Below are 26761 nucleotides of genomic sequence, written 5' to 3'. Positions count from 1 at the left end.
TTGCGTGTCGAGCAACTTTGGCGCTCTTAGATGAGCTGGTGATCGCTGTGAACCTGAAGGAGTGGACGGCGCCGCAGGGTGTCGCGCATATCACCGCGCGGCGGCAGTGTGCGGTCGGGGCATTGTCTGTTTTCACATACCGGTTGGGTCGGCTCATCATGGTCGGTGAGCCGATGGCTGGGGTCGTGCCGGTTGGCGGGCTGGTCGTTGTGTACGCCCGCGTCTCGTCGGCCGAGCAAGAGGCAGACTTGGATTGGCAGGTCGCCCGGGTCGTTAGGTGGACAACGGGCCCTCAGCTTGCGGTTTCGCGGGTGCTGACCGAGGTTGGGTCCGCAGTCAACGGCCACCGCAAGAGGTTCTCCGGGCTGCTGCGTAAGCCGAGCATGTCAACGACTGTGGTCGAACACCGGGGCCGGTTCGCTCGCTTCGGCGCCGAGTACGTGGCGGCCGCGCTCGCCGCTCGGGGCCGTCGACTGCTGGTAGTCGACCGGCCGAGGGTGCCGACGACTTGGTGCGTGACGTGACGGAAATCCTCACCTCGTCGTGCGCGTGTTTGTACGGTCGCCGCGCCACCGGAAGCCGCGCCCGCCGCGCGGTCGAAGCCTCCGTACGGGGCGGCTCGGCATGAGGACGATGCAGGCGTACCGGTTCGCGCTTGACCTCACACCAGCTCGGGAGCGCGACGTGCTCGCTCACGCTGGGGCGGCCCGGGTTGTGCACAACTGGGCGCTCGCCCGCGTGAAGGCAGTTATGGACCAGCGGGCCGCTGAGCGTACCTACGGTGTCGCGGACGACCAGCTAACTGAGCCGATCTCGTGGTCGCTGCCCGCCCTGCGCAAGGCGTGGAACGCCGCCAAAGCGGATGTGGCACCGTGGTGGCGGGAGTGCTCGAAAGAGGCGTTCAACACCGGCCTCGACGCCCTCGCCCGCTCGTTAAAGAACTGGACCGATTTCCGCAGCGGCAGACGCGCGGGACGGCCGGTCGGCTTTCCGCGCTTCAAGTCCCGCCGCCGCACCACCCCTTCGGTGCGGTTCACCACTGGCACGATCCGCGTCGAGCCGGACCGCAAGCATGTAGTGCTGCCGCGGCTGGGCCGGTTGAAGCTGCACGAGTCGGCCCGCAAGCTGGCCCGGCGCATTGACAACGGCACCGCTCGGATTATGTCCGCCATCGTCCGGCGTGACTGCGGCCGGTGGCACGTCTCCTTCTGCGTCGAGGTCGAGCGCGCCGAGCGCCCCCCGGCTCGGCCGACCAGCGTTGTCGGCGTGGACGTCGGCATCAAGCACCTCGCGGCGCTATCAACGGGTGAGCTGGTACCGAACCCGCGGTACCTCGACGCTGCTCAGGGTCGGCTGCGGACCCTCGGACGAGCTCTGTCCCGCAAGATCGGCCCGGATCGGCGCACCGGCCGGCGGCCCTCGAACCGGTGGCAGCGAGCGTCCGCGCTGCTGGCCCGAGGGCACGCCCGGGTGGCGAACCTGCGCCGCGACGGCCTGCACAAGCTCACCACCCGCCTTGCGCGCGAGCACGGCACCATCGTGGTAGAAGACCTCCACGTCGCCGGGATGCTGCGCAACCGACGCCTGGCCCGACACCTTGCCGACGCCGGATTCGCCGAGATCCGCCGCCAGCTCGCCTACAAGACCACCTGGAACGGCGGTCGGCTGATCGTGGCCGACCGCTGGTATCCGTCCTCGAAGACCTGCTCGGGTTGCGGCGCGGTGAAAACCAAGCTCGCCCTGTCCGAGCGTGCATACCACTGTGAGGCGTGCGGCCTGGTCATGAATCGTGACCGCAACGCCGCGCTCAACTTGGCCGCCCTGGCGGCTGAGTGCGACACCGCCGGGAGTGGCCCGGTGGCAGCACGTGGAGCCGACCAGAAGACCCGCGTACGTGGGCAGGTGGCTGTGAAGCGTGAACCCGGCACCGCACCCGCGGGTCAGACCGGGACCGTCCCACCGCAAGGCGGGACTACCAACCGTGTGCTCAGCAAAGCACACTGAAAGGTGACGGTGAGCGGGATGAGTGACGAGGAACGCCGGGACTCGCTGGCCGACCAGGCCTCTGCCTGGGTCCCGCCATGGGAACGCCCGCGCCCGCCCGCCCCCACCACGCCCGATTCGGACAGCGAGGACGTCCCCCCGGGGGTGTCGGCTCTAGCACCCGCCGCGCAAGATCTCGGAGAGGAACTGCCCCTTCAGGGACCGAAATCCTCCGAGAACTCGGGGGAGCCTGACGTGGGGGAGGCGGGCGTTGGCGAATCGGACGGGGGCGGGGCTGGGGACGTACGCCGTCGGCAAGTGGTGGCGCGGCGGCGGGCGCCGGTCGCGCCGGAGCCTGCGCCGGAGCTGTCCGACGCCGAGCTGCGCGGCGCGTTGGAGGCGATCCTGCTGGTGGTGGACGAGCCGGTCAGCGAGTTGATCCTGGCCCAGGTGCTGGAGCAGCCGGCTGAGCGGGTCGGGCCGATGCTCGACGAGATCGCGGCCGGCTACACCGCCGCCGGGCACGGGTTCGAGCTGCGTAGGGCGGCTGGTGGTTGGCGGCTGTACACCCGGCCGGAATACGCGACCTATGTCGAACGGTTCGTGTTGGACGGGCAGTCCGTACGGCTGACCCAGGCGGCGCTGGAGACGCTGGCCGTGGTCGCCTACAAGCAGCCGGTGACCCGTTCGCGGATCTCGGCCATCCGGGGTGTGAACTGCGATGGGGTCATCCGTACGCTGGTAACTCGCGGCCTTGTCGAGGAGTGCGGCGCCGAACCGGACAGCGGGGCGTTCCTCTACCGGACCACCACGCTGTTCCTGGAAAAGCTCGGGCTGAACACCGTCGACGAGCTGCCGCCACTCGCACCCTTCCTGCCCGACGACGTAGAAGAGCTTGCTGATGCGACCCGATAACCGTTCCCCCAAACCCGACGCCCCCGTCTACGAGGGTGCCGAGCGCCTGCAGAAGGTGCTCGCCGCCGCCGGCGTGGGTTCCCGGCGTGCCTGCGAGGACCTGATCTTCCGCCGCCGGGTCACCGTGGACGGGCGGGTGGCCAAGCTCGGCGACAAGGTCGACCCGGCCATCGCGGTGATCCACGTGGACGGCGAGCGCCTCCAGGTCGACACTCGCCTGGTCTACGTGGCGATGAACAAGCCGCGCGGGGTGGTTACCACCATGGCGGACGATAAGGGACGCAACGAGCTGGCCGAGTTCATTGGCAACCGGGTGGAGCAGCGGGTCTACCACGTCGGGCGGCTCGACGCGGACAGCGAGGGCCTGCTGCTGCTCACCAACGACGGCACCCTCGCGCACAAGCTCATGCACCCCTCGTACGAGGTGCTGAAGACCTACCTCGCGGAGGTGGTTGGGCCGATCCCGCGCAACCTGAGCAAGCGGCTGCTGGCCGGCGTCGAGCTGGAGGACGGGCCGGTCAAGGTCGACTCGTTCAAGGTGGTCGACACCCTGGGCAAGACCGCCCAGGTGGAGCTGAGCCTGCACGAGGGGCGCAAACACATCGTCCGGCGGTTGCTGGCCGAGGTCGGACACCCGGTCACGCGGCTGGTGCGTACCTCGATCGGGCCCATCCGGCTGGGTGACCTGCGGACCGGGCGGATCCGGCGGTTGACCAACGCCGAGGTCGCCGCGCTGTTCAACGCGGTGGGTGACTGACCCCCGGGTTCGGGGTACGGCTTTCGGTAGGCTCCCCGACGGCCCGGACGCGGCCGCGCGGGTGGCGCGGGTCGCGTCGCGCGGCACCGCGCGCGGTGCGCGGCGAGCTGCGGGCATGATTGATGACGATAAACAAACCGCTTGCGGCGCCGGAAGGCCGGCGATCCGTGAGGTACGGGCTGAGGAGGACGACGGTGGAGGAAAACGTACGGGCCGGGCGATGTGTGGTCGCTGTGGACGGGCCGTCCGGTTCGGGTAAGTCCACCGTCTCGCGGCGGCTCGCCGTCAGCATCGGTGCGCGCTACCTGGACACCGGGGCGATGTACCGGGCGATCACGTGGGCCGTGCTGCGCTCCGGCGTCGACCTCGCCGACGCCGCGTCGGTGGCGAAGGTCGCCGGCGAGGTGGACCTGCGCGTCGGCACCGACCCGCAGGGGTACGGCGTGACCGTCGACGGGGTTGGCGTGGACGCGGAGATCCGCGGTGCCGAGGTGACCGGGGCGGTCTCCGCCGTCGCCGCGGTGCCGGCGGTCCGTGAGCTGCTGGTCGGCCGGCAGCGCGAGATGATCGGCAACGCCGGTCGGATCGTGGTCGAGGGCCGTGACATCGGTTCGGTGGTGGCTCCGGACGCCGACCTGAAGGTCTTCCTGACCGCCTCTGAGGCGGCCCGGGCGGCCCGGCGCAGCGCCGAGGACGCCGCCGACGTGGCGGCCACCGCCGCGGACCTGGCCCGCCGGGACCGGCTCGACTCGACCCGCAAGGTCAACCCGCTGGCCCAGGCCCCGGACGCCGTGGTGCTGGACACCACCGAGTTGGGCATCGACGAGGTCGTGGCCCAGCTGCGGGACCTGCTCAGCGAACGGAGCGTGGCATGAGCGAGGGTGCAGGGTGGGTCGAGCTGCGTGAGCCCGACATCACCGTCGAGGAACCGACCGGCCCGCAGCCGGTGGTGGCCGTGGTCGGCCGCCCCAACGTGGGTAAGTCCACACTGGTCAACCGGATCATCGGCCGCCGGCAGGCGGTCGTCGAGGACATCCCCGGGGTGACCCGGGACCGGGTGCCGTACGACGCGCAGTGGAACGGCCGGGCGTTCACCGTGGTGGACACCGGCGGTTGGGAACCGGACGCGAAGGATCGGGCTGCGGCCATCGCGGCGCAGGCCGAGACGGCGGTGGTGACCGCCGACGTGGTGCTCTTCGTGGTCGACGCGATGGTGGGCTCCACCGACGTGGACGAGGCCGCGGTGAAGATGCTGCGCCGCAGCGCCAAGCCGGTGATCCTGGTGGCGAACAAGGCCGACAACACCTCCATCGAGATGGAGGCGACGTCGCTCTGGTCGCTGGGCCTCGGCGAGCCGTTCCCGGTCTCCGCGCTGCACGGACGGGGCTCCGGCGACCTGCTGGACGCCATCCTCGCCGCGCTGCCGGAGGCGCCGGCGATCGTGGAGAACCGGCCGCGCGGGCCGCGCCGGGTGGCGCTGGTCGGGCGGCCGAACGTGGGCAAGTCCAGCCTGCTCAACCGCTTCTCCGGCGAGGAGCGGGCGGTCGTCGACTCGGTCGCCGGTACCACTGTCGACCCGGTGGACAGCCTGGTCGAGATCGGCGGTCAGACCTGGCAGCTGGTGGACACGGCCGGGCTGCGCAAGCGGGTCGGCCAGGCCAGCGGCACCGAGTACTACGCCAGCCTGCGCACCGCGGCGGCGATCGAGGCCGCCGAGGTGGCCGTGGTGCTGCTGGACGCCAGCGAACCGATCAGCGAGCAGGACCAGCGGATCCTGTCGATGGTCACCGAAACCGGCCGGGCGCTGGTCATCGCGTTCAACAAGTGGGACCTGGTCGACGCCGACCGCCGGTACTACCTGGACAAGGAGATCGACCGGGAGCTGCGCCGCATCCCCTGGGCGATCCGGTTGAACCTGTCGGCGATGACCGGCCGGGCGGTCGACAAGCTGGCCCCGGCGCTGAACAAGGCGCTGGCCAGCTGGGAGACCCGGGTACCGACCGCGCACCTCAACCAGTGGCTGACCGCGCTGGTGCAGGCCACCCCGCACCCGATCCGCGGTGGGCGCGCGCCGCGCATCCTGTTCGCCACCCAGGCCGGAGTGGCACCGCCGCGATTCGTGCTCTTCACCACCGCCCCGCTGGACGCCGGCTACCAGCGCTTCGTCGAGCGCAAGCTCCGCGAGGAGTTCGGGTACGAGGGCAGCCCGATCGAGATCTCGGTCCGCCCCCGCAAGAAGCTCGGCCCCGGCGGCCGAGGCAAGGCACACGGCTGACGTTCTCTCTGCAAAGTGCCGGATGGGCCCTAGCCCATCCGGCACTTTTCCACCCAACCTCCCACCTATCCTCCTAGGACGCTGTAGGGGTTGTGCGGTGGTTCGGTGGTGCCGCGACCCGGGTGGGGCCTGTGCGGACGGCCAGGGGCTGCTGCGCTAAGCTGTACCGGCTGTCGCGGGGGAAACCACGCGGGGGCGGGACGTGGCGCAGCTTGGTAGCGCACTTGACTGGGGGTCAAGGGGTCGTCGGTTCGAATCCGGCCGTCCCGACAGCGAGAGGGTTTCCACAGGTCAGAGCCTGTGGAAACCCTCTTTTTCGTGTTCAAGGTGGTTCGTCGAGGTCGAGCACGCCGCTTATCGACCCCATGACTCGACGGGTGACCGGACATGCCTCTACTGGACCTCAACAAGCTCACCGCCGACCTGTCCACGACCTGGGCGGGATACCTCCGCGACTGGGACCGGACGCTCCGGGCGGGCAACTACCCGGAGACGACGCGGTACAACTACCGCCTCGCTGCGGCGCAACTGGCCCGCTACCTGGCCGAGCACTCGCCCGACCCCGATGCCGCCGACGCTGCGGAGGACCCCACCGAAGTGACCCGGGGGCATGCGGAGGCGTTTCAGGCGTGGATGATCGAGACCCGGTCGCCCTCGACCGCGCTGAACAAGCACAAAGGTCTGCAGCAGTTCTTCAAGTGGTTGCTGGCTGAGGAGGACATCGAACGCTCTCCGATGGATCGGGTCCGACAGCCCAAGACGCCACAGAAGCTGATCCCGATCATGCGGGACGAGGACACGAAGAAGCTCCTCGACGCCTGCAAGGGCAAGACCTTTCCGCACCTGCGCGACGAGGCGATCATCCGCCTGTACTACAACACCGGAGCGCGTCTGTCGGAGGTCGGCAACCTCCTGCTCGATGACGTCGACCTCAACACGGAGTCGGTGCACTACCACGGCAAGGGTGCCAACGACCGCCGGCTGCGATTCGGGCCGAAGACGGCACGGGCCATCAGCCGCTACCTGCGCGCGCGAGGCAAGCACAAGGGTTCGGAACTGCCGGATCTGTGGCTCGCCGACCGTGGCGGCCGGAGGTTGGCGGCCAACGGCATCAAGATTCGGCTGAAGCGGTTGGGTCTCGCCGCGGGCGTCGCGAACGTGCACGCCCACCGCTGGCGGCACAACTTCGCCCATGAGTGGAAGCGTGCCGGCGGGAACACGGGCGACCTGATGCTGCTGGGCTGGACCTCCGAGGACATGCCTCGGCACTACGGCGCCAGCGCGGCGGCCGAACGCGCCCAGGAGATCCAGGTGCAACTGGGCATCGGGGAGGGGGTGTAGACGCGGGCAACGCGGTCGGTCGATTCGAATGCCGGCTTGGCCGACCGCGTTGTCCTCGTCATCGATCGGCGTATCTGAGTCGAGTCAGGGCTGCGTTCGGCGTACTGGCTCCGATGCAGATTCCGGTACGACTTGTCGTACAGAGCTGCATCGGATTAGGGCGTGTCCTGCCGATCATGGAAGCCAGATGATGGCGGCGATGAGGACGAGGCTGGCGCGGTAGAGAGATGCGCGTTTGGCGTAGCGGGTGGCCAGGTCACGCCATTGCTTGAACCGGTTGAAGCAGCGTTCCACGACGTTGCGCTTGCGGTAGATCGCCTTGTCGAAGGCTGGTGGCCGCCCTCCGTTGCTGCCCTTGGCGGCGCGGCGGGCGACCTGGTCGGATCGTTCGGGGATGACGTGCCGGATCCCGCGGTGACGCAACGCTCGGCGGGTCGAGTCGTGCGCGTAGCCCTTGTCCGCGATCAGCACCTCGGGACGTTTGCGGGGTCGACCCGGTCCGGGCTCGTTGACGCAGATCGCGTCCAGCAACGCCAACAGTTGAGGGTTGTCGCCGGCCTGGCCGGGAGTGAGCAGGATCGACAGCGGCCTGCCGCGTCCGTCGACGGCGAGGTGAATCTTCGTGCTCAGTCCTCCGCGGGATCGGCCGATGGCCTCGCCATCTTGCGTACCAGGCGTCGCCGGACTTGTTGGGGAGCCCCCTTTTTGCGGGCGCCAGCGGCGTGCGCCCGCACGATCGACGAGTCCACGCTGATCGTCCACTGCACCGGTGTCCCGTCGTCATGCACCTGTGCCGCCGCGAGGATCCGATCCCACGTCCCGTCGGCCGTCCAGCGCCGCAGCCGCTCATGGCAGGTCTTCCACGGCCCATACCGTTCGGGCAGGTCACGCCACGGCGCACCGGTCCGCAGCTTCCACAAGATCCCGTTAACGACCTGACGGTGATCGCGCCACCGCCCCCGCGCACCGCCCGGCTCCGGCAGCAGCGGCGCGATCACCGCCCACGCTTCATCGGTCAACTCACCACGACGCACCACCGGCACATCGTCAACGATCAACCACTACAAGATCGGCAGGACACGCCCTAGCCGGCTTCCCGCTGGTCGGCTGATCGACAACGAGACCACTGAGTAGTCAGCCAGGCCCGCTGACGGTGTCCGGGCGCAAGAGTGCGTAGGACTCGCGGCGTCTGGCCGGGCTGGCGTCGGCGAATAGTTGTCGTGGGTTCGAATCCCTCGTTGTTCACGAGCGCTGGGCCCTGCTGGTGCTGGCTCGAACACTTCTAGTCGCCGGGGACGATCAGCCGCGCATAGTCGGGTAGTGAGGTCAGCACTCGGCGCTGGCCGGTAGCTGGGTCGGCGGCGACCAGTTCGGCGCCGTGGGCGGTCCGGCTTTGCAGGAGGATTTCGGTGCCGGCGAGACCGAGGAATTCCACACCGGCCTGGAAGCCCATTCCGTCCTGGTACCTGGTTGGCGCCAAGGACGAGATCATCACACCCGCGGCGCAGCGGTTCATGGCTTCTCGCGCCCACGCCCGTACCGTGCAGGTTCGCGCCGGGCACCTGTCCCTGATCACTCAGCCAGGGCCGGTCAGCGGCCTCATCATGAAGGCTGCGCGAGCCACGGACTGACCTTCCTCCATCCCCCGCCATTCCATCGCCCGCCGGGCCGCTGGCGACCGCCCGGCGGGTGATCCGACCCGTGAGGCAGCCGATGGATCCGAACCCGGCGAAACTTCGCGGTCGTCACCCTGTGCACCACCCGAGCGGCCCTGCCGCAGCTCTACGGCCGCAGCGGCAGGTGGGGATCCGACGATCGTCAGCCCCCACCTTCATCGCCGCATTCGGACAATTGAGCGATGCTGCCGGCGTCAGCGCCCGGTGGACACGATGTTTGAGGAATGCCCGTTCTGCTCGTCGCGCTTCAGGCGCTTCGCAGTCTGCTTCTCCTTGATCGTCTTACCCTTCTTCTTGACGTTCGCCTTGGTCGTCGAGTCCTTGGACATGATCGAACCTCCTGGAGCAGGTCGGTGAACGTGCAGCGTGGTACTCGCCTGATCGCGGCGTGCAGGTGACGGAAGACCCGCGCGGCGGGCGCGAATCCTTCACTGCACGCCGACCCTACGCTGTTCCAGCTCTTGCCGACGTTGGGAAGTGCATCGCCGGTGGTGGGGCAATAGATCGTGTCGCCCCACCGACACGAACCCCCATCCCTACGGTAGGCGGGTCGCGATGGGTCGTTTTCTCGGTGACCTTAGGTCCCATGGTGGGGGCGTGGGGTGCGGCGGGGTCCTGGCGACGCCCTGTCGGCCTGCCCCGTTTACCCCCCGAAAACCCCGCCTGCGGATGACAACCAGTGACAAGATGCGATCATTGCTGGATCGTGTCTGTGCAGCTCAGCGCCCATTTCTGACAGTCAATGACAAGGTCGGGGCGGCTACGGTTGGTAACAAGGGGTTTTGACAACCAATGACAAGCCTTGAAGGAGGAGGCTTGACATGAGGTTCTCGTGGGTTCAAATCGCCCCGGTCCGCTGAGCTGTCTGGTTAGACAGCTGCGAGGGTGAGTAGCCGATCCATTTCGGCCGCAGGCAGCGTCGGTGCTGCGGCGCTCGTTTGCGCCACCCACTCGCTACACCGAGATGGCCGGACTTCTGCCGATCAGACGATTTTGAGATGCCGTGGTGAGCGCATGAAACGCCGAACGGCGGCCCGCTGAATCAGTCGGGCCGCCGTTCGCAGAGTGTGGATCAAAGCGGGCGGATGTTCTCCGCCTGCGGGCCCTTCTGGCCTTGGGTGATGTCGAACTCCACCTTCTGATTCTCGTCGAGGCTGCGGAAGCCGCTCGCCGAGATCGCGGAGAAGTGGGCGAAGACGTCGGCGCCGCCGTCGTCCGGGCTGATGAAGCCGAAGCCCTTGTCGGCGTTGAACCACTTCACGGTACCTGTAGTCATGTCTGCTCCTCGCAGGCTGTTAGAGACCGCACTGTGCGGACCCTTACGCCGCCGCGTTGATCACCCGCGTCGAAACGACACGAAAAACGAAAAGCGCCTGGATGGGTTTCAGATGCCCCATCAGGCGCTGGAAAACGTCTACGGAAATCAAAACTGCAACTCGGCTACCGTAGCACATGATCCGTCGTCGATCCCATGGAGGTGAGTGGACCTGGTCACTTGTCTGCTTCATCGATGCCGCCCTGGCCACAACCGTGAAGCGAACGTCGACCAGGCCGTCGCCGCCGCGACCACCCCTGCGGCCGGCTCGTGCTCGCCTTGGCCGCCATGCACGCAGCGCGCACCAGTCAGATCCGCGCGTTGCGCCTTGATGACGTCGACCTCGGCAACCGGCGCATCGTCGTCGCCGGCTGGGTCCGGCCACTGGACGACCTCACCCACCAACTCCTGCGCCAATGGCTGGATCACCGGAACCGCCGCTGGCCAGGCACCGCGAATCCATACCTCCTGATCAACCAGCAGACCGCGACGGAGGTCGGCCCGGTGAGCACCTTCTGGACCAAGAACGCGCTCCGCAGCCACACCGCCCACCCTGGAGCGTCTGTGCGGAGACCGACAACTCGAAGAAGCCCTCGCCCACGGCGGTGACCCGGTGCACCTGGCTGCGGTCTTCGGCCTCGACGCCAAGACGCGATCCGCTACGCCACCACTGCCCGCCAGCTCCTGGAATCCAATCGGGAACGGCACACCAGCGAATAATCCTCTGCGTCGGACCTCGGCTTCGTCGATCATGAGCAGGTGACGCGTACCGAGAGCTACACGCTCGCCGGGTTCGCGGCTGGCTTCCGCTGGATACCAGCCGGACAGGACTGGACCGCCGACCTACCGCGCGTCGTCCCCACTGTCAGCGACTGCCTCGCCGATTTTCTCCCGACGGACCGGGACATCGAGCCGTGGCAACAGCCTCTGTTCGAGCCGTGGCACCGATCCTTCCGACAGGCAGCTAATGCCGTCAGGCACGCGCCTTCGGACTCCCGCACCGCTCACGTGCTGAGCATGAGCGTGGCGGCAACCGGTGGCCACCGAGCTGGCGACCATGATCGAGATGTGGATCGGCGACCTTCCGCATCCAATCCGGATGAACCTCGCGCAACCTGCGGCCGCTCCACCCGGCACGATTCTCGGATTCGAGGTACTCGGCTTTGACGCCGGCCGCTTCCACAGCTGGCTCTGCTACCGGCTGGATACCCAGACACTCGACAAGCTCGGCATCCGGCCGGGGGATGCTGCGCTGCTGACCACCCTCAACGATGCACAACGGGCCGCTGACATGGCCAACAACAACCACGGCACTCAGGACGGCACCCCTGAGGACGTCAGCTGGTTTCCCGCACTCATCACCGAGCACGACATCGACGAGGCGGTCCGCAGTTCACCGGAACCCGCCGGTCCGCCAAGCGTAAGGGGTCTGTGGATCTAAAGGTGTTTCCGGCCTGACCTGCCGGGCGTTGTGCCTGGTGAGGAGGGTGCCGTGATGACCGCGACACTGAACGACCAGACTGGACGTAAGAAGCGGCCCGAGCCGTCGGCGGAGGCGAAAGCCGCGGCCGAGTTGGTGCGGGCCGCGAAGGAGCAGGGCCTGTCGCTGACCGGCCCGGATGGGCTGCTGAAGCAGTTGACCAAGACGGTCCTGGAGACCGCGTTGAACGAGGAGATGACCGAGCACCTCGGCTACGAGAAACATGATCCGGCCGGCGTCGGCGCGGGCAACATCCGCAACGGCACCAGGCCGAAGACGGTGCTGACCGACGCATCGGGGCCGGTGCCAATCGATGTGCCGCGGGATCGGGCTGGCACGTTCGAGCCCCAGATTGTCCGTAAGCGGCAGCGCCGCCTGTCGGGGGTCGACGAGGTGGTGTTGTCGTTGTATGCCAAAGGTTTGACGACTGGGGAGATCAGCGCGCACTTCGCCGAGATCTATGGCGCCTCGGTCAGCAAGGAGACCATCTCCCGGATCACTGACAAGGTGATCGAGGAGATGACCGACTGGTCGCACCGGCCCCTGGATGAGATCTACGCGGCCGTGTTCATCGACGCCATCGTGGTCAAGGTCCGCGATGGGCAGGTCGCGAACCGGCCGTTCTACGCCGCGATCGGGGTCACCCTCGACGGGGAGAAGGACATCCTCGGGCTGTGGGCCGGCACGGGTGGTGAGGGTGCGAAGTTCTGGATGAGCGTGTTGACCGACCTGCGCAACCGGGGCGTGAAGGACGTGTTCTTCCTCGTCTGCGACGGCCTGAAAGGCCTGCCGGAGGTCGTCACGAACGTGTGGCCCCGCACGGTGGTGCAGACCTGCATCATCCATCTGATCCGCAACACGTTCCGGCTGACCTCACGCAGGTACTGGGACGAGTTGAAGCGGGACATCAAGCCGATCTACACCGCGGTCAACGCCACCGCGGCCCGGGCCGCGTTCGACGACCTGGCCGACAAGTGGGGCGGGCGGTATCCCGCGGTGATCCGGTTGTGGGACAACGCCTGGGCCGAGTTCATCCCGTTCCTCGACTACGACCTCGAAATCCGCACGGTCATCTGCTCGACCAACGCGATCGAGTCCCTCAACGCCCGCTACCGCCGAGCGGTCAAAGCCCGTGGGCATTTCCCGAACGAGCTGGCCGCGTTGAAGTGTCTGTACCTGGTGACCCGGTCCCTGGACCCCACCGGAGCAGGAAGAACCCGATGGACGATGCGCTGGAAACCCGCGTTGAACGCCTTCGCCATCACCTTCAGCGACCGCTTCCCAGCCGCTGAAACCTACTAACCAAGATCGCCGGAAACACCGTTAGCGAGACAGCCCCAGCGTAAGGGCCAAACGGAGGCCTTAGTCCGTCATGCTGCCGCACCGGGAAACACCAAGATCCCCGACAGGGTCAAGCTCAGGGCAGCGCAGTGACGAGTTCTGCTGGCGGAGTGCGGAGTTGGGTGTCCTTGCTGGGCGGTGTGCCGAACATGCGGCGGTATTCACGGCTGAACTGGGAAGGGCTGTCGTAGCCGACGCTGAGGCCCACACCGGTGATGTCTGTGGGGCGGCTGGCGAGCAGGAGCCGGGCTTCTTGCAGGCGGATGCGTTTTTGGAACTGGATGGGGCTCATCCCTGTGACGGTCTGAAAGTTGCGGTGGAACGCGGAAACGCTCATGCCGGCGATTTCCGCCAGGTCCTCCACGCGGAAGGCGGTGGCGTAGTTCTCCCGGATCTGACGCACGGCGCGGTTGATGTGGGCCAGTCCGCTGTCGGCGAGACCGAGTTGGCGGATGGAGACTCCCTGCTCGCCGCGCAGGAGATGCCAGAGGATTTCCCGCTTAACCATGGGAGCGAGGATCTTGCGGTCTGCAGGCTGCTCCAGCAGCCGCAGCAGGCGCACGATGGCGTCCAGCAGTGAAGGTGAGGCCGTGGAGACGGCAATGCCGGGTGATGCGGTGCGTGGGGTGGCCGGCAGGTCTCGGGGGTCGGCTTCCAGGAGGAGTTCAGCAAGGGCTGAGGGAGCGAGAGTCATGCCGAAGCCGAGGGTGGGCTGCCCGGTGTCCAGGACATGGCCGGTGACGGGGAGGTCGGCGGAGGCGATCAGGTACTCGCCGGGCCCATACTCGTAGAGGCGCTCGCCCAGGGCGAGGCGTTTGCCGCCCTGGGCGATGACTGCGAGCACGGTCCCGGACATCCCGGCTGCCGAAGCATTCGGATGGGTGAATTTACATACCTGAATGCCATCGATCGCCGTGCTCATGTCGGGCCGCGCATGCCGGTTAAGAAGCTCACGCATTTCGTCCAGGGCAGACATGAATTCATTTTTGCACGAACCTCCACACGGGGTCGCTGGCCGGGCAGGATTGGGCACACATTCATGATCCCGCAGGTGCCCCCACCAGGCAGGGCGGCCTGTGGGCGGCTGTCTTGGCCCGTCGCGGAGTGAGCCGTGGGCGGCGTGTGCGGACGGAAGGGGCTTGGCGTGGCTCACAGCTCACAGCAGGAGTGGTTCAGAGGTTCTGACCTCCGGAGACTTCGGTGTCCTGGGCGGTGATCCACCGGCCTTCCTCGGAGACCAACATGGCGATGACCATGCCGATGTCGTCGGGCTCGCCGACGCGGCCGAGAGTGAAGGTCTTCGCCAGTTCCGGGATGATCTGCGGGTTCTTGCTGAACGCGTCGTCGGCGAAGCGGGTAACGGTGGCTCCCGGTGCGACCGAGTTCACGCGAATGCCGCGGGGACCGAACTCCTTGGCCATGTAGCGGGTGAGCACCGCCACGGCGCCCTTGAGAGCCGCGTAGACGGAGTATCCCGGCGCGGTCACCTGGGGCAGCGTGGAGTTGCTGGTCAGGTTGACGATGGCGCCGCCGTCGGCGAGGAGCGGCAGCAGGGCCTGGGTGAGGAAGAAGGGCCCCTTGAACAGGCCGTCCGTGAGCCGGTCGAATTGCTCCTCGCGGGTGTCCTCGATCATCGCCATGCCGGCGAATCCGGCATTGTTGACCAGGTGGTCGAAGGAGTCCCGCTGGAAGGTCTCGCGCAGCACCTCGGCAACGGTCTCCCGGAAGATGGTGAATCCCGCCGTATCGCCGAGATCCAGGTGCAGCGCCACGGCAGTGCCGCCCCGCTGCTCGATCCGCGCGACGGTGTCCTTGGCGCCCTGTTCGTTGGAGCTGTAGGTCAGGATGACGCCGGTACCGCGCCGGGCGATCTGCAGGGCGGCGCTCTCGCCGATGCCGGAGCTTGCACCGGTGACGACGGCTACCTTCATGGTGTGCCTCCTGGGCCTGAGGATTCGTCGGAATCCGTGGGGAGTGTGTCCCTTCCAGGAGACCGCTGCGCCGGGCCCGCGAAAAGAATGATCCTCTTCGCCTCTTGCCCAATCCTCTTGGATGGACGGGGCAGGGCCATGTCAGCCGTGCAGCGGAGCGTTGGCCTTGCGTGACTGCCCGGCTCGTCGCCGTGCTGTGCCTGCGCGTGGGCAGGATCGTGCAAGGATCCGCCAGGATGTCCCTAGCAGCCCTCCCGGCGTGACGGTTGACTTGCCCCAAAAGCCATTTCCGTCAGGCACGAGTGAGGCAGCCGACCATGACCGACACCGCGGACAGAAGCTACGACGTGGGCGCGGTCAGGCGCGCTCTGGCCATCGGTCCGGGCTCGCCGCGCGAGGCACGCACCATCGACATCACCACCCTGGGCCGGCGCACTGGTCGCCCAAGGCGCATCGAGATCTGGTTCCACCATGTCGGCGGTCGCTGGTACCTCAGCGGGATGCCGGTGCCGCGAAGCTGGCACGCCAACCTGTCGGCGCACCCGCATTTCACCTTCCACCTCAAGAACGGCGTTCGGGCGGACCTGCCGGCCACGGCAGTGCCGGTCAAGGATCCCGCGGTGCGCCATCGCGTACTGTCTGCGGTAGTCGCTCTGCAGGACGAGCCCGGTTTGCGCATGCGCGTCACCCAGCGCCAGCGCCTGGAGGACTGGCTCAAGCACAGCCCGCTGATCGAGATCGTTTTCGACGACGAACGGCTGCGCCGTCGCTGAGCTGACCGCCCCGGGCGACATGGAACCGCAGTCTGCTCGAGCATGGCCACGGCCCCGGCCGCGTCGTCCGATGTCCGCTCCCTGCGGCTGGACCGGCACGCACCAGAGATGGGTGAAGTCTCTGCGCGGCCTGGGTCTCGGCGTGATTCCGCGCGGGGGAACCTCCCGTTAGCTTGCTTCCACGGCCTGGAGGTGACCACAGCCCGGTGTGCGGCGTCGACCGGTGACGTCGGCGACCTCGGGCGGCTCGGCCCGTCGCGATTAGTGGACGGGTGACGTCCGCTCATGGCACCCGTGTTCGATCACCCTGTTCTTGAAGCCGGCGTCGACCCAGGTCTTGGTCAGGGCGGGGTGGATGGCTTTGGCCTGGTCGATGAGGTTGATGCCGATGGTGTTGTCGCTGGCGCTGGCGGCGGTGACGATGACCGCGAGCAGCAGGCCGAGAGTGTCGGTGACGATGCCGCGTTTGCGTCCGACGATCTTCTTGCCGGCGTCGATGCCCTGGCTGGCCAGTGATGCGTTGGTGGAGGTCTTCACGCTCTACGTGCCGATGACGCAGGCCGACGGCTGGGTGGCGCGTCCGGCCTTGGCGCGTGCCAGGTCGGTGAGGTCGTAGTTGAGTTGGGTGAAGAGGTCGTCGCTGGTCCAGGCGGTGAAGTAGCCGTAGACGGTCTGCCATGGCGGGAAGTCGTGGGCCAGGTAGCGCCAGGCGATGCCGGTGCGGTTGACGTAGAGGATCGCGTTGAAGATCTCCCGCAGGTCGTGGGTGGCGGTACGTCCGCCGATCCCGGCGTCGGTGCGGGCCTGGCGCCAGGCGGTCAGCCATGGTGCGATCAGGGCTCAGCGGGCGTCGGACAGGTCGGAGGGGTAGGCGGGTGGCTCGGCCACGCGATATGTCTACTGCGGACTACATGGTGGACCGCCGTTGGGTCCGACGATTCCGGAACTTTCAGAACCAGACACGTTGCGCCCGAGCATCGAAAAGCGAGATCATCACGCATGCTCGACCCCTCGCACGAGGACGAACGGACTTCACCGACCGTTTCTACGCCGCATTTCGTGGGTCGTGATCGGGAGATGGCGGCGCTTCGGGTCGCCTTGGCCCGGCCACCGGCGATCGTGCTGGTAGAGGGCGAGGCGGGGATCGGGAAGAGCCGACTGCTGCGAGAGTGGTTGGCCGCGCCGGACCAGCGCACTGCCTTGGTCTCGGTGTGCCCACCGCTTCGCGAGTCGCTGACGTTGGGGCCGATCGTCGACGCGTTCCGTGGGATCGACCGCCCGGTGTCGCGATTGCGGCTCACCGAGCTTGCGGGTGCGTTACGGCCCCTGTTCCCTGAATGGTCCTCGGACCTGCCGCCCGCATTGCAGCCCTTGGACGATGCGAAGGCGGCACGGCATCGCCTGTTCCGCGCCCTGGACGAGCTGCTGCGGGCTCTGCGTGTCGACGTTCTCGTGCTCGAGGACGCTCACTGGGCCGACGAGGTGACCTTGGAGTTCCTGCTGTTCGTCGCCTCCCGACAGCAATCGCACGGGCCGAGCCTCGTGATCTCCTATCGGCCGGAGGAGGTGGACGTCGGATCGCTGTTGCTGCGGCTGACGTCCCGGTTGCCTGCTGGCGTGACCCAGCTGAGGATCGCCCTGGCGCCGATGCGACCCAACGACACGGCAGCGCTGGTGTCCTCGATGCTGGACGGCAACCCTATATCGCAGGAGTTCACGACGTTCATGCACGAGCGGACCGGTGGCGTTCCTCTGGCGCTGGAGGAGTCGGTTCGCCTCATGTGCGACCGCGCCGACCTCGTCTTCCGCGACGGACAGTGGGTCCGGCTGAAGCTGCGCGAGCTACAGGTGCCGCCAACGGTGCGCGACTCCACGCGGGAGCGGGTGGGCCGTCTGTCGGCGACGGCGCAGCAGGTGTTGCGAGCCGCGGCTACGTTGGCTGAGCGGTCATCGGTGGCCACGATCGCGGTGACCGCTGGTCTGTCACCAGTGGCGTGTCGAGGCGCTATCGCGGAGGCGGCCAACGCTGGCGTCCTGGACGGAGACGACCGCGGCCAGTGGCGATTCCGGCATGTGCTCGCCGCCACGGCTGTCTACGAAGCGATCCCGTTGACCGACCGCAGACACTTCCACCTGCTGGCCGGCCGGGCCTTGGAGGACATCCATCCGCCGCCTGTCGCACGCCTTGCCCACCACTTCCGTGAGGCGGGCGAGACGCAGTCCTGGGCGCGGTACGCCGAGCAGGGTGCCGAGCTGGCGATGGCCTCGGGTGACCACACCAAGGCGGTCGACTTGCTGGTCGATCTGTTGTCGTGGGCTGTGTTGCCGCCGACGGATCGGGCACGAGTCGCGCGCATCGCTGGAGTTGCCGCACTGGGCCGTCGTGAACAGGTCGACGAGGTCTATCACCGCGTGATCCGTACCTTGCGTTCGGTGTTGGAGACCCCCGGTCTCTCCGCGCGCCAGCAGGCCGAGATCCGCAACCCCCTGGGTCGGCTCCTGATCACCGGGGGTGAGGCGCAGGCCGCACTCAGCGAGCTCGAGCAAGCGGTGGCCAACCTCGACCATGAGCCGGTCGAGGCGGCTCGGGCAATGACCTATCTGGGATGGGCCTATGCGGGGCCGTGGCCGGCGTCGACCCATCGGCGTTGGCTGGATCGCGCCGCTGAGCTCACCGCTGAATTCGATTCTCCCGCAGAGCGGCTGAACCTGGCCGGCAACCGAGCCGCGGCGTTGCTCATGCTCGGCGAAGAGGAGGCCTGGGACGTCGTCGCCGGCCTGCCCATCGACGGCGCGACCTCGGCGGAGCGTCTCGACGTGGCCCGCATCCACGCAAATGTCGGGACCGGCGCATTGATCTGGGGTCGGTACGCCGACGCGGAAGAACACCTCGCCGTGGCCATGCGCCTTGCCGAGGCCGAGCAGGCGTCCCGGTTGCAACACAACGTCCGACTCGAACAGGCCAACCTGGCGTGGCTCACCGGCCGGTGGGAGGGTCTCGCGGAGCGAAGCGCGGCACTCGCCGATGCCGACCGAGACCGGCCGGCGCACTACCTCGGCAGCATTCGCCTCGCGGCCCGGCTGGCAGCCGCAGCCGGACGGCGGCGCGCTGCGGAGGAGCAGTTCCGGCTGGTCCTCGAGGAGTCTGCCCGTCTCGGCGCAGCCGACGACACGATGGAGGCCGCCGCTGCGCTGGCCAGACTGTGGCTGACGGACGGAAACAGCGGCCGGGCGCTGCAGATCACGAACGAGCCGATGGACACCGTCCGGAGAAAAGGCATCTGGGTCTGGGCGACGGACCTCGTCCCCGCCCGGATCGAGGCGCACCTCGCCGCGGGCGACCTGAAGGCCGCGACACGCCTGGGCGACCAGTTCGCCAGAGGACTGCGTGGCCGTACGGCGCCTGCGCCTCGCGCCGCCCTCACCGTATGCCGTGCCCTGCTGGTCGCCGCAGCCGGAGACCACGCCCGCGCGGCGACGGCATACGACCGGGCGGCGCGCGCCTGGAGCGCGTTGCCGCGCCCCTACGACGCCATGCTCGCCCGCGAGCGTCAATCCGAGGCGCTCATAGCGCAAGGCCAGATCGAACAAGGTCGAGAGCTGCTGGCCGCACAGTACGAGCAACTGTTCAGGCTCGGAGCCCGCGGCGACGCAGACCGTGTCGCACAGCGGCTTCGCGAACACGGCGCCGAGGTTCCGCGACTGTGGCGCGGCGGCCGACGAGGGTACGGCGACCAGCTCTCACCGCGCGAGCTCGACGTGGTCCAACTGGTTGTCGCCGGCAAGACGAACCGGGAGATCGGCCGGATCCTGGCCAAGTCGCCGGCCACGGTGGATCAACAGCTGCGTGCGGCGATGCGCAAGTTGAAGGTAACCTCCCGGACCGCGCTCGCGGTCAAGGCGGTAGAGGCCGGAGTGTTCGCAGAAGAGGACTCCCTCGACGACCCGTCGTGAAAATTGACGTATCCGCTGGATAGCGACGGCCACTCGTCCCCTCGAGCATGACTCCATGATTCATAGCCGTAGGGCAATGTATGCCTGAGCGACCAGTCGCGCGTGACGACGCCGCCATCGAGCACCCGCCACCACCCGAGCTGCCCCGGGAGCCGCGCGTCAGCGCCCCCGACGCCGACGGTGCCGACGGTGCCGATGACCACAAGAACCACGACCCCTATCAACCCCTGTAGGCCAAGGACTCATATGAGACTCAAAGCCCTCGCGGCTTCGCTGGCCGCAGTGGTCAGCCTGAGCATGATCCAGCCATCGCCGGCGTCCGCCGCTGAGCCGGATCCTGGCGCTGCCGCCAACAAGATCGCGTCGAACCTGAAGGACCGCTTCCGCACGGAGCCGGCGTCCGACTTCTGGATCACGTTTGACACCAAAGCCGACCTCGGGCCGGCGAAGAAGATCACCGACTGGACCGCTCGTGGTCAGTTCGTCTACGACGCGCTGACCGCAGCGGCGAAGAACTCCCTGGCATCTGTCTCCACCGAACTCGACCGGGCAGGCGTCAAATACACCTCCTACCCGATCGCCAACACCGTGTTCGTCAAGGGGGGCACCGAAAAGCTCGCCCTCAACGTGGCCTCGAGGGTGCAGGTCGCCGAGATCCACGCGACGCCGCAGGTCGCGCTGGTCGAGCCCGTGGACAAGAAGATCCCAGCTGACCAGGCTGCCCGCCCCGCCGCCCCGAAGGCCGCCGCCGAGGATGGCACCGTCTCGTGGGGTCTGGACGCCATCCACGGCCCCCAGGCGTGGGCCATGGGCGCCACCGGTGCGGGCATCACCGTGTCCAACCTCGACTCGGGCGTCCAATTCGACCACCCCGCCCTGATGCACCAGTACCGCGGCACGAAGCCCGACGGCACCGTCGACCACAACTACAACTGGATGGCCACCCGGGGCACGTGCACCGGCGCACCGTGCGACGACAACGGACACGGCACGCACACCATGGGCACCATGGTCGGCGACGACGGCACCAACCACGTCGGCGTCGCGCCGGACGCGCAGTGGATCGCGACAAACGGCTGCTGCGACAGCACCGGCGTCGAAACGCTGCTCCAGTCCGGCTGGTGGCTGCTCGCCCCGACCGACGTGCATGGGAACAACCCTGACCCGTCCAAGCGCCCGCACGTCATCAACAACTCGTGGGGCCAAACCGACGAGCACAGCTTCAACGACTTCTTCCAGGCCATCGACGAGGCCTGGAGCGCCGCAGGCGTCTTCAGCGTCTGGTCATCGGGCAACACCACGCCGTACGCGGCCTGCGACACCGTCTCCTCGCCCGGCTCCGCCGAGAGTGCCTACTCCGTCGGCGCCTACTCATCGGACGGCACGCTCGCGTCGTTCTCCCGCAAGGGCGAGGGTGAAGGTGGCCGGATCAAGCCCGAGATCTCCGCTCCGGGCGTCGCTGTCCGTTCGTCCTACCCGAACAACAGCTACACCGAGATGTCCGGCACCTCGATGGCGGCCCCCCACGTGGCTGGCGCCGTCGCGGCGCTGTGGAGCTACGACCCGACCCTCATCGGGCAGGTGGAGGAGACCCGCCGCCTGCTCGCCGAGTCGGCCGTCGACGTCGACGACACCGAGTGCGGCGGCACCGCCGACGTCAACAACAAGTACGGCGAAGGCCGGCTCGACCTCGTCCGCCTGCTCGAGCTCGCGCCCCGGCAGGGTGGCACCCTCACCGGTGTCGTCACCGCCAACGGCGCCCCGGTCCCCGCTGCCGAGGTGACGATCAGCGGGCCGTTCAGCCGGTCGATCGGAACCGACAAGGACGGCCGGTTCACGACGAACCTCCCGGTCGGCGACTACCAGCTCAGCACCAAGGTCTTCGGCTACCTGACCGCGACCGCCAACGTCACGATCTCCCTCGGCCAGGACACCTCCGTCAAGCTGCCGCTCACGGCCGCCGCTAGGCACGACATCAGCGGCAGGGTTGTCGACGACAAGAAACAGCCCGTCCCGAACGCCGACGTCTCCGTCAAGGACACGCCGCTGAAGCCGGTACGCACGGATGCCAACGGCGCGTTCACGATCGCCGCTGTCCCCGAGGGCGGGTACACGCTGGGCATCAAGCCCAACGCCTGCTTCTCGCCCACGACGGTCCCGCTGACCGTCGGCGCGCAGAACGAGTCGCGCGAGATCCCAGTCGGGCTCGTCGTCGACAAGGGCGGCTACAGCTGCGCCGTCTCCGACGGCGAGTACCTGCGCGGCACCGACCCGGTCACGTTCACCAGCGGCGTGTGGGCGACGGTGAAGCTGCCCTTCCCGATCGCGCTCTACAACGGCAGCCACGACACCCTTGGCATCAGCCTGCGCGGCGTGATCTCCCCGGACACCTCCACCGGACCCGGCAGCGGCGGTGCGGGCATCTTCCCGTTCTACGTCCAGACCCCGGTCGAGTTCGCCCCCGGCGGGGGAGTCTTCACGGCAGCCACCAAGGTCAACGGCGAGGACGCGTTCGTCGTCGAGTTCCGCAACGCCAAACTCTGGGCCTATCCGGACCGGTCGGAGTACACGGAGCCGGTCAGCTATTCGGCCACGCTCACCCGCTCCGGCACGGTGATCTTCGGGTACGGCGACGGCATCGGAACCAACGACCCGGTGACCGCCGGCGCGCACGCCACCACCGGCATACAGGGCTGGGCCGGCGTCGACGGCATCCGGTTCTCCGACAGCGCCCCGGTGCTGCGCGACGAGATGATCGTCACCTACGACATGCCTGACTTCGGGTACCTCGACGCGACCGTCGTCGACCAGAACGACGGGCTGCCGGTGGCCGGGGCCAAGGTCTCCTTCACGAACAAGAATGGGCTCGTCGAGAGCGTCACGACCAACGGGACGGGCATCGTGCATCGCCAGCTTCCGGTCGGCGACTACACCATGACGGTCGACGCGCCGAACTACACGACCGCGGCATACCCCTTCTCCCTCGACAAGCTCTACGCGAACGCCAAGATCGACGCGCGTCTGACCACGGGTGTCGCCGGCCTGAAGGCTGACGGCCTCGACGCGCTGTTGGGCACCGACCAGAACGGTGTCGGCTCGCTGACGCTGACCAACAACGGTTCCGCCCCACTCACGTACAACCTGGGCGAGGCCGCGCGCCACCCCGACCTTGACGCCGCCGGCGCCACCGGGCGCACCGGGCGCACCGGGAAGGGTGCGGACAGCACGATCGACCTCACCGCGTGGAAGGCCGGTGCGAGCGGCATGAAGCCGTCGAACGTCGACGGCAAGGCGGCGACGGCGAGCGCCGCGGAAGCACAGGCGGCTGGCAAGGTCGGCGCGACCTCCGGCGGTGAGGTCATCACCCGGATCGCCATCCCGGGCAAGATTGAAAACAAGGAGCCCTCCGGCATCGGGTACGACGGCGACGTTTGGGTCCACGACTACAACGCGCGGACCAACACCGCCTACACGGTGACGGGCAAGCCGACCGGGAAGGTCTTCGACGCGTCGTGGAACCCCGCGTACCGGGCGTTCGACATGGCGCTCGACACCAAGACCGGCGACATGTGCCAGATGGAGGACAGCCCGGCCAGCTACATCCACTGCTTCGACCGGGAGACCGGGAAGGAGACCCGGCAGATCAAGGGTGACTGGTCCACGCTGCAGCTGACCGGACTCGCCTACAACCCGACGGAGGACGTGTTCTACGTCGGCGGTCGAAGGAACGGCATGATCGGAACCGTCGCCGGGACGTCGCACGACAACGCGGGTGCGCTGCTGTCCTTCTGCGCCCCGCCGCTGCCCGAGGTGATGGGCCTGGCCTACAACCAGGCGTCCGACACCATCTGGTACACCGACCTCACCTCGAACAGGCCCACCCGCCTGCTGCAGGTCGACCCCGACGACTGCTCGCTGGTGAACGCGTGGTGGTTCCCCGGCCAGAAGGTGGGCCAGGGCGGCGGCCTCGAGACCGACTCGACCGGGGCGCTGTGGGCGGCCGACCAGCTCGCCGATGACGTCGTGCTGGTCGACGTCGAGGACGACCTGCTCACCGACCTGCCGTGGCTGTCGCTCTCCTCGACCGGCGGCACCCTTGCCCCGGGTCAGTCGACGACCGTCAAGGTCTCGATCTCCTCGAAGGACGCCAAGCCAGGAGTCCTCGGCGCGAACATCGTGGTGAGGTCCGACTCCGGACGCCAGTCCAAGACCTACATCCCGGTGACGCTCACGACCACGAAGTACCAGGTCGGCGTCAACGCCGGCGGCCCATCGTTCACCGACGGCTCCGGCTACACCTGGTCCGGCGACCAGGCCGGCGGCAAGGCGGCGTGGGGCTACGAGGGGAAGACGAAGGTCGCCTCCACGAAGGCCGGGATCGACGGCACGACGGACGACGCCCTGTTCCAGTCGCAGCGCACCACGCCGGACAAGCAGTTGTTCTACCGCTTTCCCGACGCGCCCAAGGGCACCTACGCGATCGACTTCGGGTTCGCCGAGATCGAGAAGGTGGCCAAGGGGAAGCGGGTGTTCGACGTCCTCGTGGACGGATCGCTGACGGAGTACGCGTACGACGCGGCCGCGGCCGTGGGGCCGAACGCCGCCGACTGGCGCACCGCCGTCGTGAAGCACGAGGGCGGTCCGCTGACCGTGGAGCTGCGGGGCTCGAAGGGCCTAAAGGCCCCGACCATTGCCGCGCTGCGTGTGACGCTCGACCCGCGCGCAGACAAGGCGGAGCCGGAGCCCCAGCCCGAGCAGCCGGAGCCGGGCCCCGTGCCGGTGGCCCCCGCCGGTCGCTCGTACTCGATGAAGGTGACCGACGGGCTCTACCGCCAGGGCACGGAGGAGTCCGGGTGGCACGGCGATGACCTCTGCGGCGTGCTGTGGTTCGACTCCAGCTTCCTGCAACCGTTCTACGACACGGCCTGGGACGGGGTGTGCGTGACGACGAACGGCACGCTGACCTTCGACCGCGCCAGCACGCTGGGGAACAACACCGCACTGCCGTCGCCGTACCCGATCGACGCGATCTATCCGCTCTGGGACGACCTCATCGTCGACGACGAGGCGGGCATCTATTTCGGCACGACCGAGGTGGACGGGCTGGCGGCGCAGGTCATCGAATGGCGCAACGTCACCTTCTACAGCGACCGGACGGCTCGCGTGAGCTTCTCGGTCACCCTGATCGCCGACGGACGGATCCAGATCGGATACGGCGACGGCGTCGGCGGCGACAACCCCCTCACCCGAGGGTCGTCGACGACGGTCGGTGTGGAGAGCCTGAACCGCAACCCCGCGAGCCAGTACTCCTTCAACCAGCCCATCCTCAAGGCCGGCCTGGGGCTGGAGTACACCCTCCCGGCTGCGGGCACGATCGAGGGAACGGTCACCGACGCGAACGACCGCAAGCCGATCGCGGGCGCGATCGTCACGCTCAAGGGGCCGAGCGGTGAGCGGGTCATCACCGCCGACGAGAAGGGCCGGTGGAAGGCCCAGGCGCTGGTCGGCGAGAACACCGTGGAGGTGTCGGCGCCGAACTATGTCACCGCCAGTCACCCCGTGACCATCGCCAAGAAGGATCAGGCCGAGGTGGTCGACACGGCGTTGACCACGGGCGTCGCCACCGTCACCGGAGGTGACTTCGACTGGCTCCTCGACAAGGACCAGAAGGCGACGGCCGACGTGACCGTGACCAACACCGGCTCCGCCCCACTCGAGGTGCGGCTCAGTGAGCAGAAGCGCACCAGCGACGACGGGCACGAGGCCGCCGACCTTCCGTGGCTGACCCTCACGGGCGCGGCCGCGGCCGGCACGGTCAAGCTGGCGGCCGGCGAGTCCACCACGGTCACGGCGACGGCCGACAACGCCGACGTCGAGCCCGGCGTGCTCGTCGGGGACGTGCTCGTGGCGTCGAACGCCGGCAAGGGCGAAGCCCAGTTCAAGCCGGTCCGCCTGGCGACCTCGGCCTACTGGGAGGGCGTCGACGCCGGCGGGTCCGGGTACGTCGGTGCCGACGGCTTCGTCTGGGCGCCCGACCAGCAGCTCGGCTCGCGGCCGTGGGGCTACGTCGGCGGCAAGGCGCGTGCCACCAAGGCCGACATCGCCGGCACCGAGGACGACGCGCTGTTCCGCACCCAGCGGACCGGCGAGACGTTCAGCTACGTGTTCAAGAACGCCCCCGCCGGGACGTACCGGATCGGCCTCGACTTCGCGGAGATCGAGAAGGTCAAGGCCGGCAAGCGTGCCTTCGATGTTCTGGTCGACGGCAAGGTCGTGCTCTACGACCACGACGTGCAGGCGAAGGTGGGTGCGCTGACCGCGGACGTGAACACGGTCACCGTCGAGCACGCCGGTGGCGATCTGAAGGTCGAGCTTCGCCGCGAGATCGGCGAGAGCGACCCGATCCTCAACGCCCTGAAGGTCCAGCAGGACCCGCGCCTATGAGATAGCCAACCTATCCGCCAGCAGTGGGCAGAGCCTCCTCGGAAAGGATCACCGGGGAGGCTCTGCCCACGACTACCGAGTGTGCGGCTTCGGACCGTACTCGCGCACGTGGTGGCAAGAATCCGAGTTCCTCGTCAGTGGCGACGCGTCAGACGACGAAGCGCGTTGCCCGCCACGCCAGAGCCCTTCGCCACCGTCGCCCCCAACCGCGCCCTCGCCGCTAAGGCCCGGATCGCCGCCCTCAACCAGCTGCACGGTCGCAGCGCCAGCGTCATCACGCTCTCGCCGTACTCGGCCAGTCGCCTTGTCGCGGCCACCGGATCGACGCCTCCTTGCGCCGCGCTGACCATTGCGTCGATCCACGCGTGCGCCTCTTCCGGTGTCGCCACCGATGTTGACTGGGACAGGCGGCGCTTGGTCGTCGCGTCGACCCACCGAACCCGGACCCGGCAGGGATGTTCCCGGCCGGCCCGAACCTCCATATCGGAGGCAAGCGGTACGCCGATCGGCGGCTGACGGTGTGTCGGGCGACGGTCGGCCCGCAGCGTTGACTACAGGGCCGCGCAATGGGGCGCG

General features: G+C 68.1%; 20 protein-coding genes, 1 tRNA gene and 2 pseudogenes. 15 read left to right on the top strand and 8 right to left on the bottom strand.

Translation table 11 applies throughout. The features are described from left to right. The first annotated feature begins 47 nt into the window (after window positions 1–47). The 8 genes and pseudogenes from OG990_RS17230 (at window position 48) to OG990_RS17195 (ending at window position 7271) form a co-directional block, all read left to right on the top strand. Window positions 48–628: pseudogene (locus OG990_RS17230) on the top strand (IS607 family transposase). Continuing rightward, complete coding sequence (gene tnpB, locus OG990_RS17225) at window positions 625–2004, top strand: IS607 family element RNA-guided endonuclease TnpB (protein ID WP_406081488.1); 1380 nt, start codon at window positions 625–627, stop codon at window positions 2002–2004. The pseudogene OG990_RS17230 and the gene tnpB overlap by 4 nt, the downstream one beginning before the upstream one ends. Before the next feature lie 18 nt (window positions 2005–2022). After that, complete coding sequence (gene scpB / locus OG990_RS17220; protein WP_406081487.1) at window positions 2023–2898, top strand: SMC-Scp complex subunit ScpB; 876 nt, start codon at window positions 2023–2025, stop codon at window positions 2896–2898. Beyond that, window positions 2885–3655 (top strand): pseudouridine synthase, encoded by a 771-nt coding sequence (locus OG990_RS17215; protein ID WP_406081485.1) that lies wholly within the window; start codon window positions 2885–2887, stop codon window positions 3653–3655. Before scpB ends, OG990_RS17215 begins: the two co-directional genes overlap by 14 nt. Before the next feature lie 194 nt (window positions 3656–3849). Continuing rightward, window positions 3850–4530, top strand: coding sequence for a (d)CMP kinase (cmk, locus tag OG990_RS17210; RefSeq protein ID WP_406081483.1), 681 nt, complete (start codon window positions 3850–3852; stop codon window positions 4528–4530). Then, a complete protein-coding gene (gene der, locus OG990_RS17205) occupies window positions 4527–5930 on the top strand; it encodes a ribosome biogenesis GTPase Der (protein WP_386990755.1) in 1404 nt (467 codons plus the stop codon). The genes cmk and der overlap by 4 nt, the downstream gene beginning before the upstream one ends. Before the next feature lie 196 nt (window positions 5931–6126). Further along, window positions 6127–6200 (top strand) — tRNA-Pro (locus OG990_RS17200). A gap of 117 nt (window positions 6201–6317) precedes the next feature. Further along, window positions 6318–7271, top strand: a complete 954-nt coding sequence (locus tag OG990_RS17195; RefSeq protein WP_406081481.1) for a tyrosine-type recombinase/integrase — start codon at window positions 6318–6320, stop codon at window positions 7269–7271. 174 nt (window positions 7272–7445) lie between these two features. On the opposite strand, the gene OG990_RS17190 is transcribed toward OG990_RS17195, so the two are convergent. Together OG990_RS17190 and OG990_RS17185 are read right to left on the bottom strand one after the other, a co-directional pair. Then, window positions 7446–8305, bottom strand: a protein-coding gene (locus OG990_RS17190; RefSeq protein ID WP_406081789.1) for an IS5 family transposase whose coding sequence is annotated in 2 segments (ribosomal slippage) — window positions 7446–7978 and window positions 7978–8305 — 861 coding nt in all. Because the reading frame shifts where the segments join, the coding sequence is not laid out codon by codon here. Window positions 8306–8553: 248 nt separating this feature from the next. Next, a complete protein-coding gene (locus OG990_RS17185; RefSeq protein ID WP_406081999.1) occupies window positions 8554–8751 on the bottom strand; it encodes a hypothetical protein in 198 nt (65 codons plus the stop codon). On the opposite strand from OG990_RS17185, the gene OG990_RS17180 reads away from it, so the two are divergent. Then, entirely contained in the window at window positions 8681–8902 is a 222-nt protein-coding gene (locus tag OG990_RS17180) for an alpha/beta fold hydrolase (protein WP_406081480.1), read from the top strand. The genes OG990_RS17185 and OG990_RS17180 overlap by 71 nt on opposite strands. Before the next feature lie 239 nt (window positions 8903–9141). Here the strand turns inward: OG990_RS17180 and OG990_RS17175 are convergent, their stop codons facing one another. From OG990_RS17175 to OG990_RS17165, 3 genes are all read right to left on the bottom strand, one after another. After that, a complete protein-coding gene (locus OG990_RS17175; protein WP_272618018.1) occupies window positions 9142–9276 on the bottom strand; it encodes a hypothetical protein in 135 nt (44 codons plus the stop codon). Between the two features lie 743 nt (window positions 9277–10019). Further along, window positions 10020–10223: a cold-shock protein gene (locus tag OG990_RS17170; RefSeq protein WP_013283833.1), complete on the bottom strand. Its 204-nt coding sequence runs from the start codon at window positions 10221–10223 to the stop codon at window positions 10020–10022. A gap of 228 nt (window positions 10224–10451) precedes the next feature. After that, a complete protein-coding gene (locus OG990_RS17165; protein ID WP_406081478.1) occupies window positions 10452–10805 on the bottom strand; it encodes a hypothetical protein in 354 nt (117 codons plus the stop codon). Window positions 10806–11298: 493 nt separating this feature from the next. On the opposite strand from OG990_RS17165, the gene OG990_RS17160 reads away from it, so the two are divergent. Both OG990_RS17160 and OG990_RS17155 read left to right on the top strand, forming a co-directional pair. Next, window positions 11299–11703, top strand: coding sequence for a hypothetical protein (locus OG990_RS17160; protein WP_406081476.1), 405 nt, complete (start codon window positions 11299–11301; stop codon window positions 11701–11703). Window positions 11704–11757: 54 nt separating this feature from the next. Beyond that, a complete protein-coding gene (locus OG990_RS17155) occupies window positions 11758–13044 on the top strand; it encodes an IS256 family transposase (protein WP_406078358.1) in 1287 nt (428 codons plus the stop codon). 115 nt (window positions 13045–13159) lie between these two features. On the opposite strand, the gene OG990_RS17150 is transcribed toward OG990_RS17155, so the two are convergent. Continuing rightward, window positions 13160–14059 carry an AraC family transcriptional regulator N-terminal domain-containing protein gene (locus tag OG990_RS17150; protein WP_406081475.1) on the bottom strand — a complete coding sequence of 300 codons (900 nt, stop codon included), beginning with the start codon at window positions 14057–14059 and terminating at the stop codon, window positions 13160–13162. A 196-nt stretch (window positions 14060–14255) separates the two neighbouring features. Continuing rightward, entirely contained in the window at window positions 14256–15014 is a 759-nt protein-coding gene (locus tag OG990_RS17145; RefSeq protein ID WP_406081474.1) for an SDR family NAD(P)-dependent oxidoreductase, read from the bottom strand. Window positions 15015–15331: 317 nt separating this feature from the next. Between OG990_RS17145 and OG990_RS17140 the strand changes: the two genes are divergently transcribed. Continuing rightward, on the top strand, window positions 15332–15787 hold the full coding sequence (locus OG990_RS17140) for a nitroreductase/quinone reductase family protein (RefSeq protein WP_406081473.1): 456 nt from the start codon (window positions 15332–15334) through the stop codon (window positions 15785–15787). A 291-nt stretch (window positions 15788–16078) separates the two neighbouring features. On the opposite strand, the pseudogene OG990_RS17135 reads toward OG990_RS17140, so the two are convergent. Then, window positions 16079–16624, bottom strand: a pseudogene (locus OG990_RS17135) (IS5 family transposase); the annotation flags it as partial. A gap of 162 nt (window positions 16625–16786) precedes the next feature. On the opposite strand from OG990_RS17135, the gene OG990_RS17130 reads away from it, so the two are divergent. The 3 genes from OG990_RS17130 to OG990_RS17120 all read left to right on the top strand — a co-directional run bounded on the left by OG990_RS17130 (window position 16787) and on the right by OG990_RS17120 (window position 26185). After that, window positions 16787–19741 carry an ATP-binding protein gene (locus OG990_RS17130; protein WP_406081472.1) on the top strand — a complete coding sequence of 985 codons (2955 nt, stop codon included), beginning with the start codon at window positions 16787–16789 and terminating at the stop codon, window positions 19739–19741. Between the two features lie 80 nt (window positions 19742–19821). After that, window positions 19822–19974, top strand: a complete 153-nt coding sequence (locus OG990_RS17125; protein ID WP_355611568.1) for a hypothetical protein — start codon at window positions 19822–19824, stop codon at window positions 19972–19974. Between the two features lie 13 nt (window positions 19975–19987). Continuing rightward, window positions 19988–26185 (top strand): S8 family serine peptidase, encoded by a 6198-nt coding sequence (locus OG990_RS17120; RefSeq protein WP_406081471.1) that lies wholly within the window; start codon window positions 19988–19990, stop codon window positions 26183–26185. The last annotated feature ends 576 nt before the right edge of the window (window positions 26186–26761 follow it).

This window comes from Micromonospora sp. NBC_00858 (genome assembly GCF_045207365.1).
Lineage (GTDB): Bacteria > Actinomycetota > Actinomycetes > Mycobacteriales > Micromonosporaceae > Micromonospora.
This window is presented reverse-complemented; position numbering and strand designations above follow the sequence as displayed.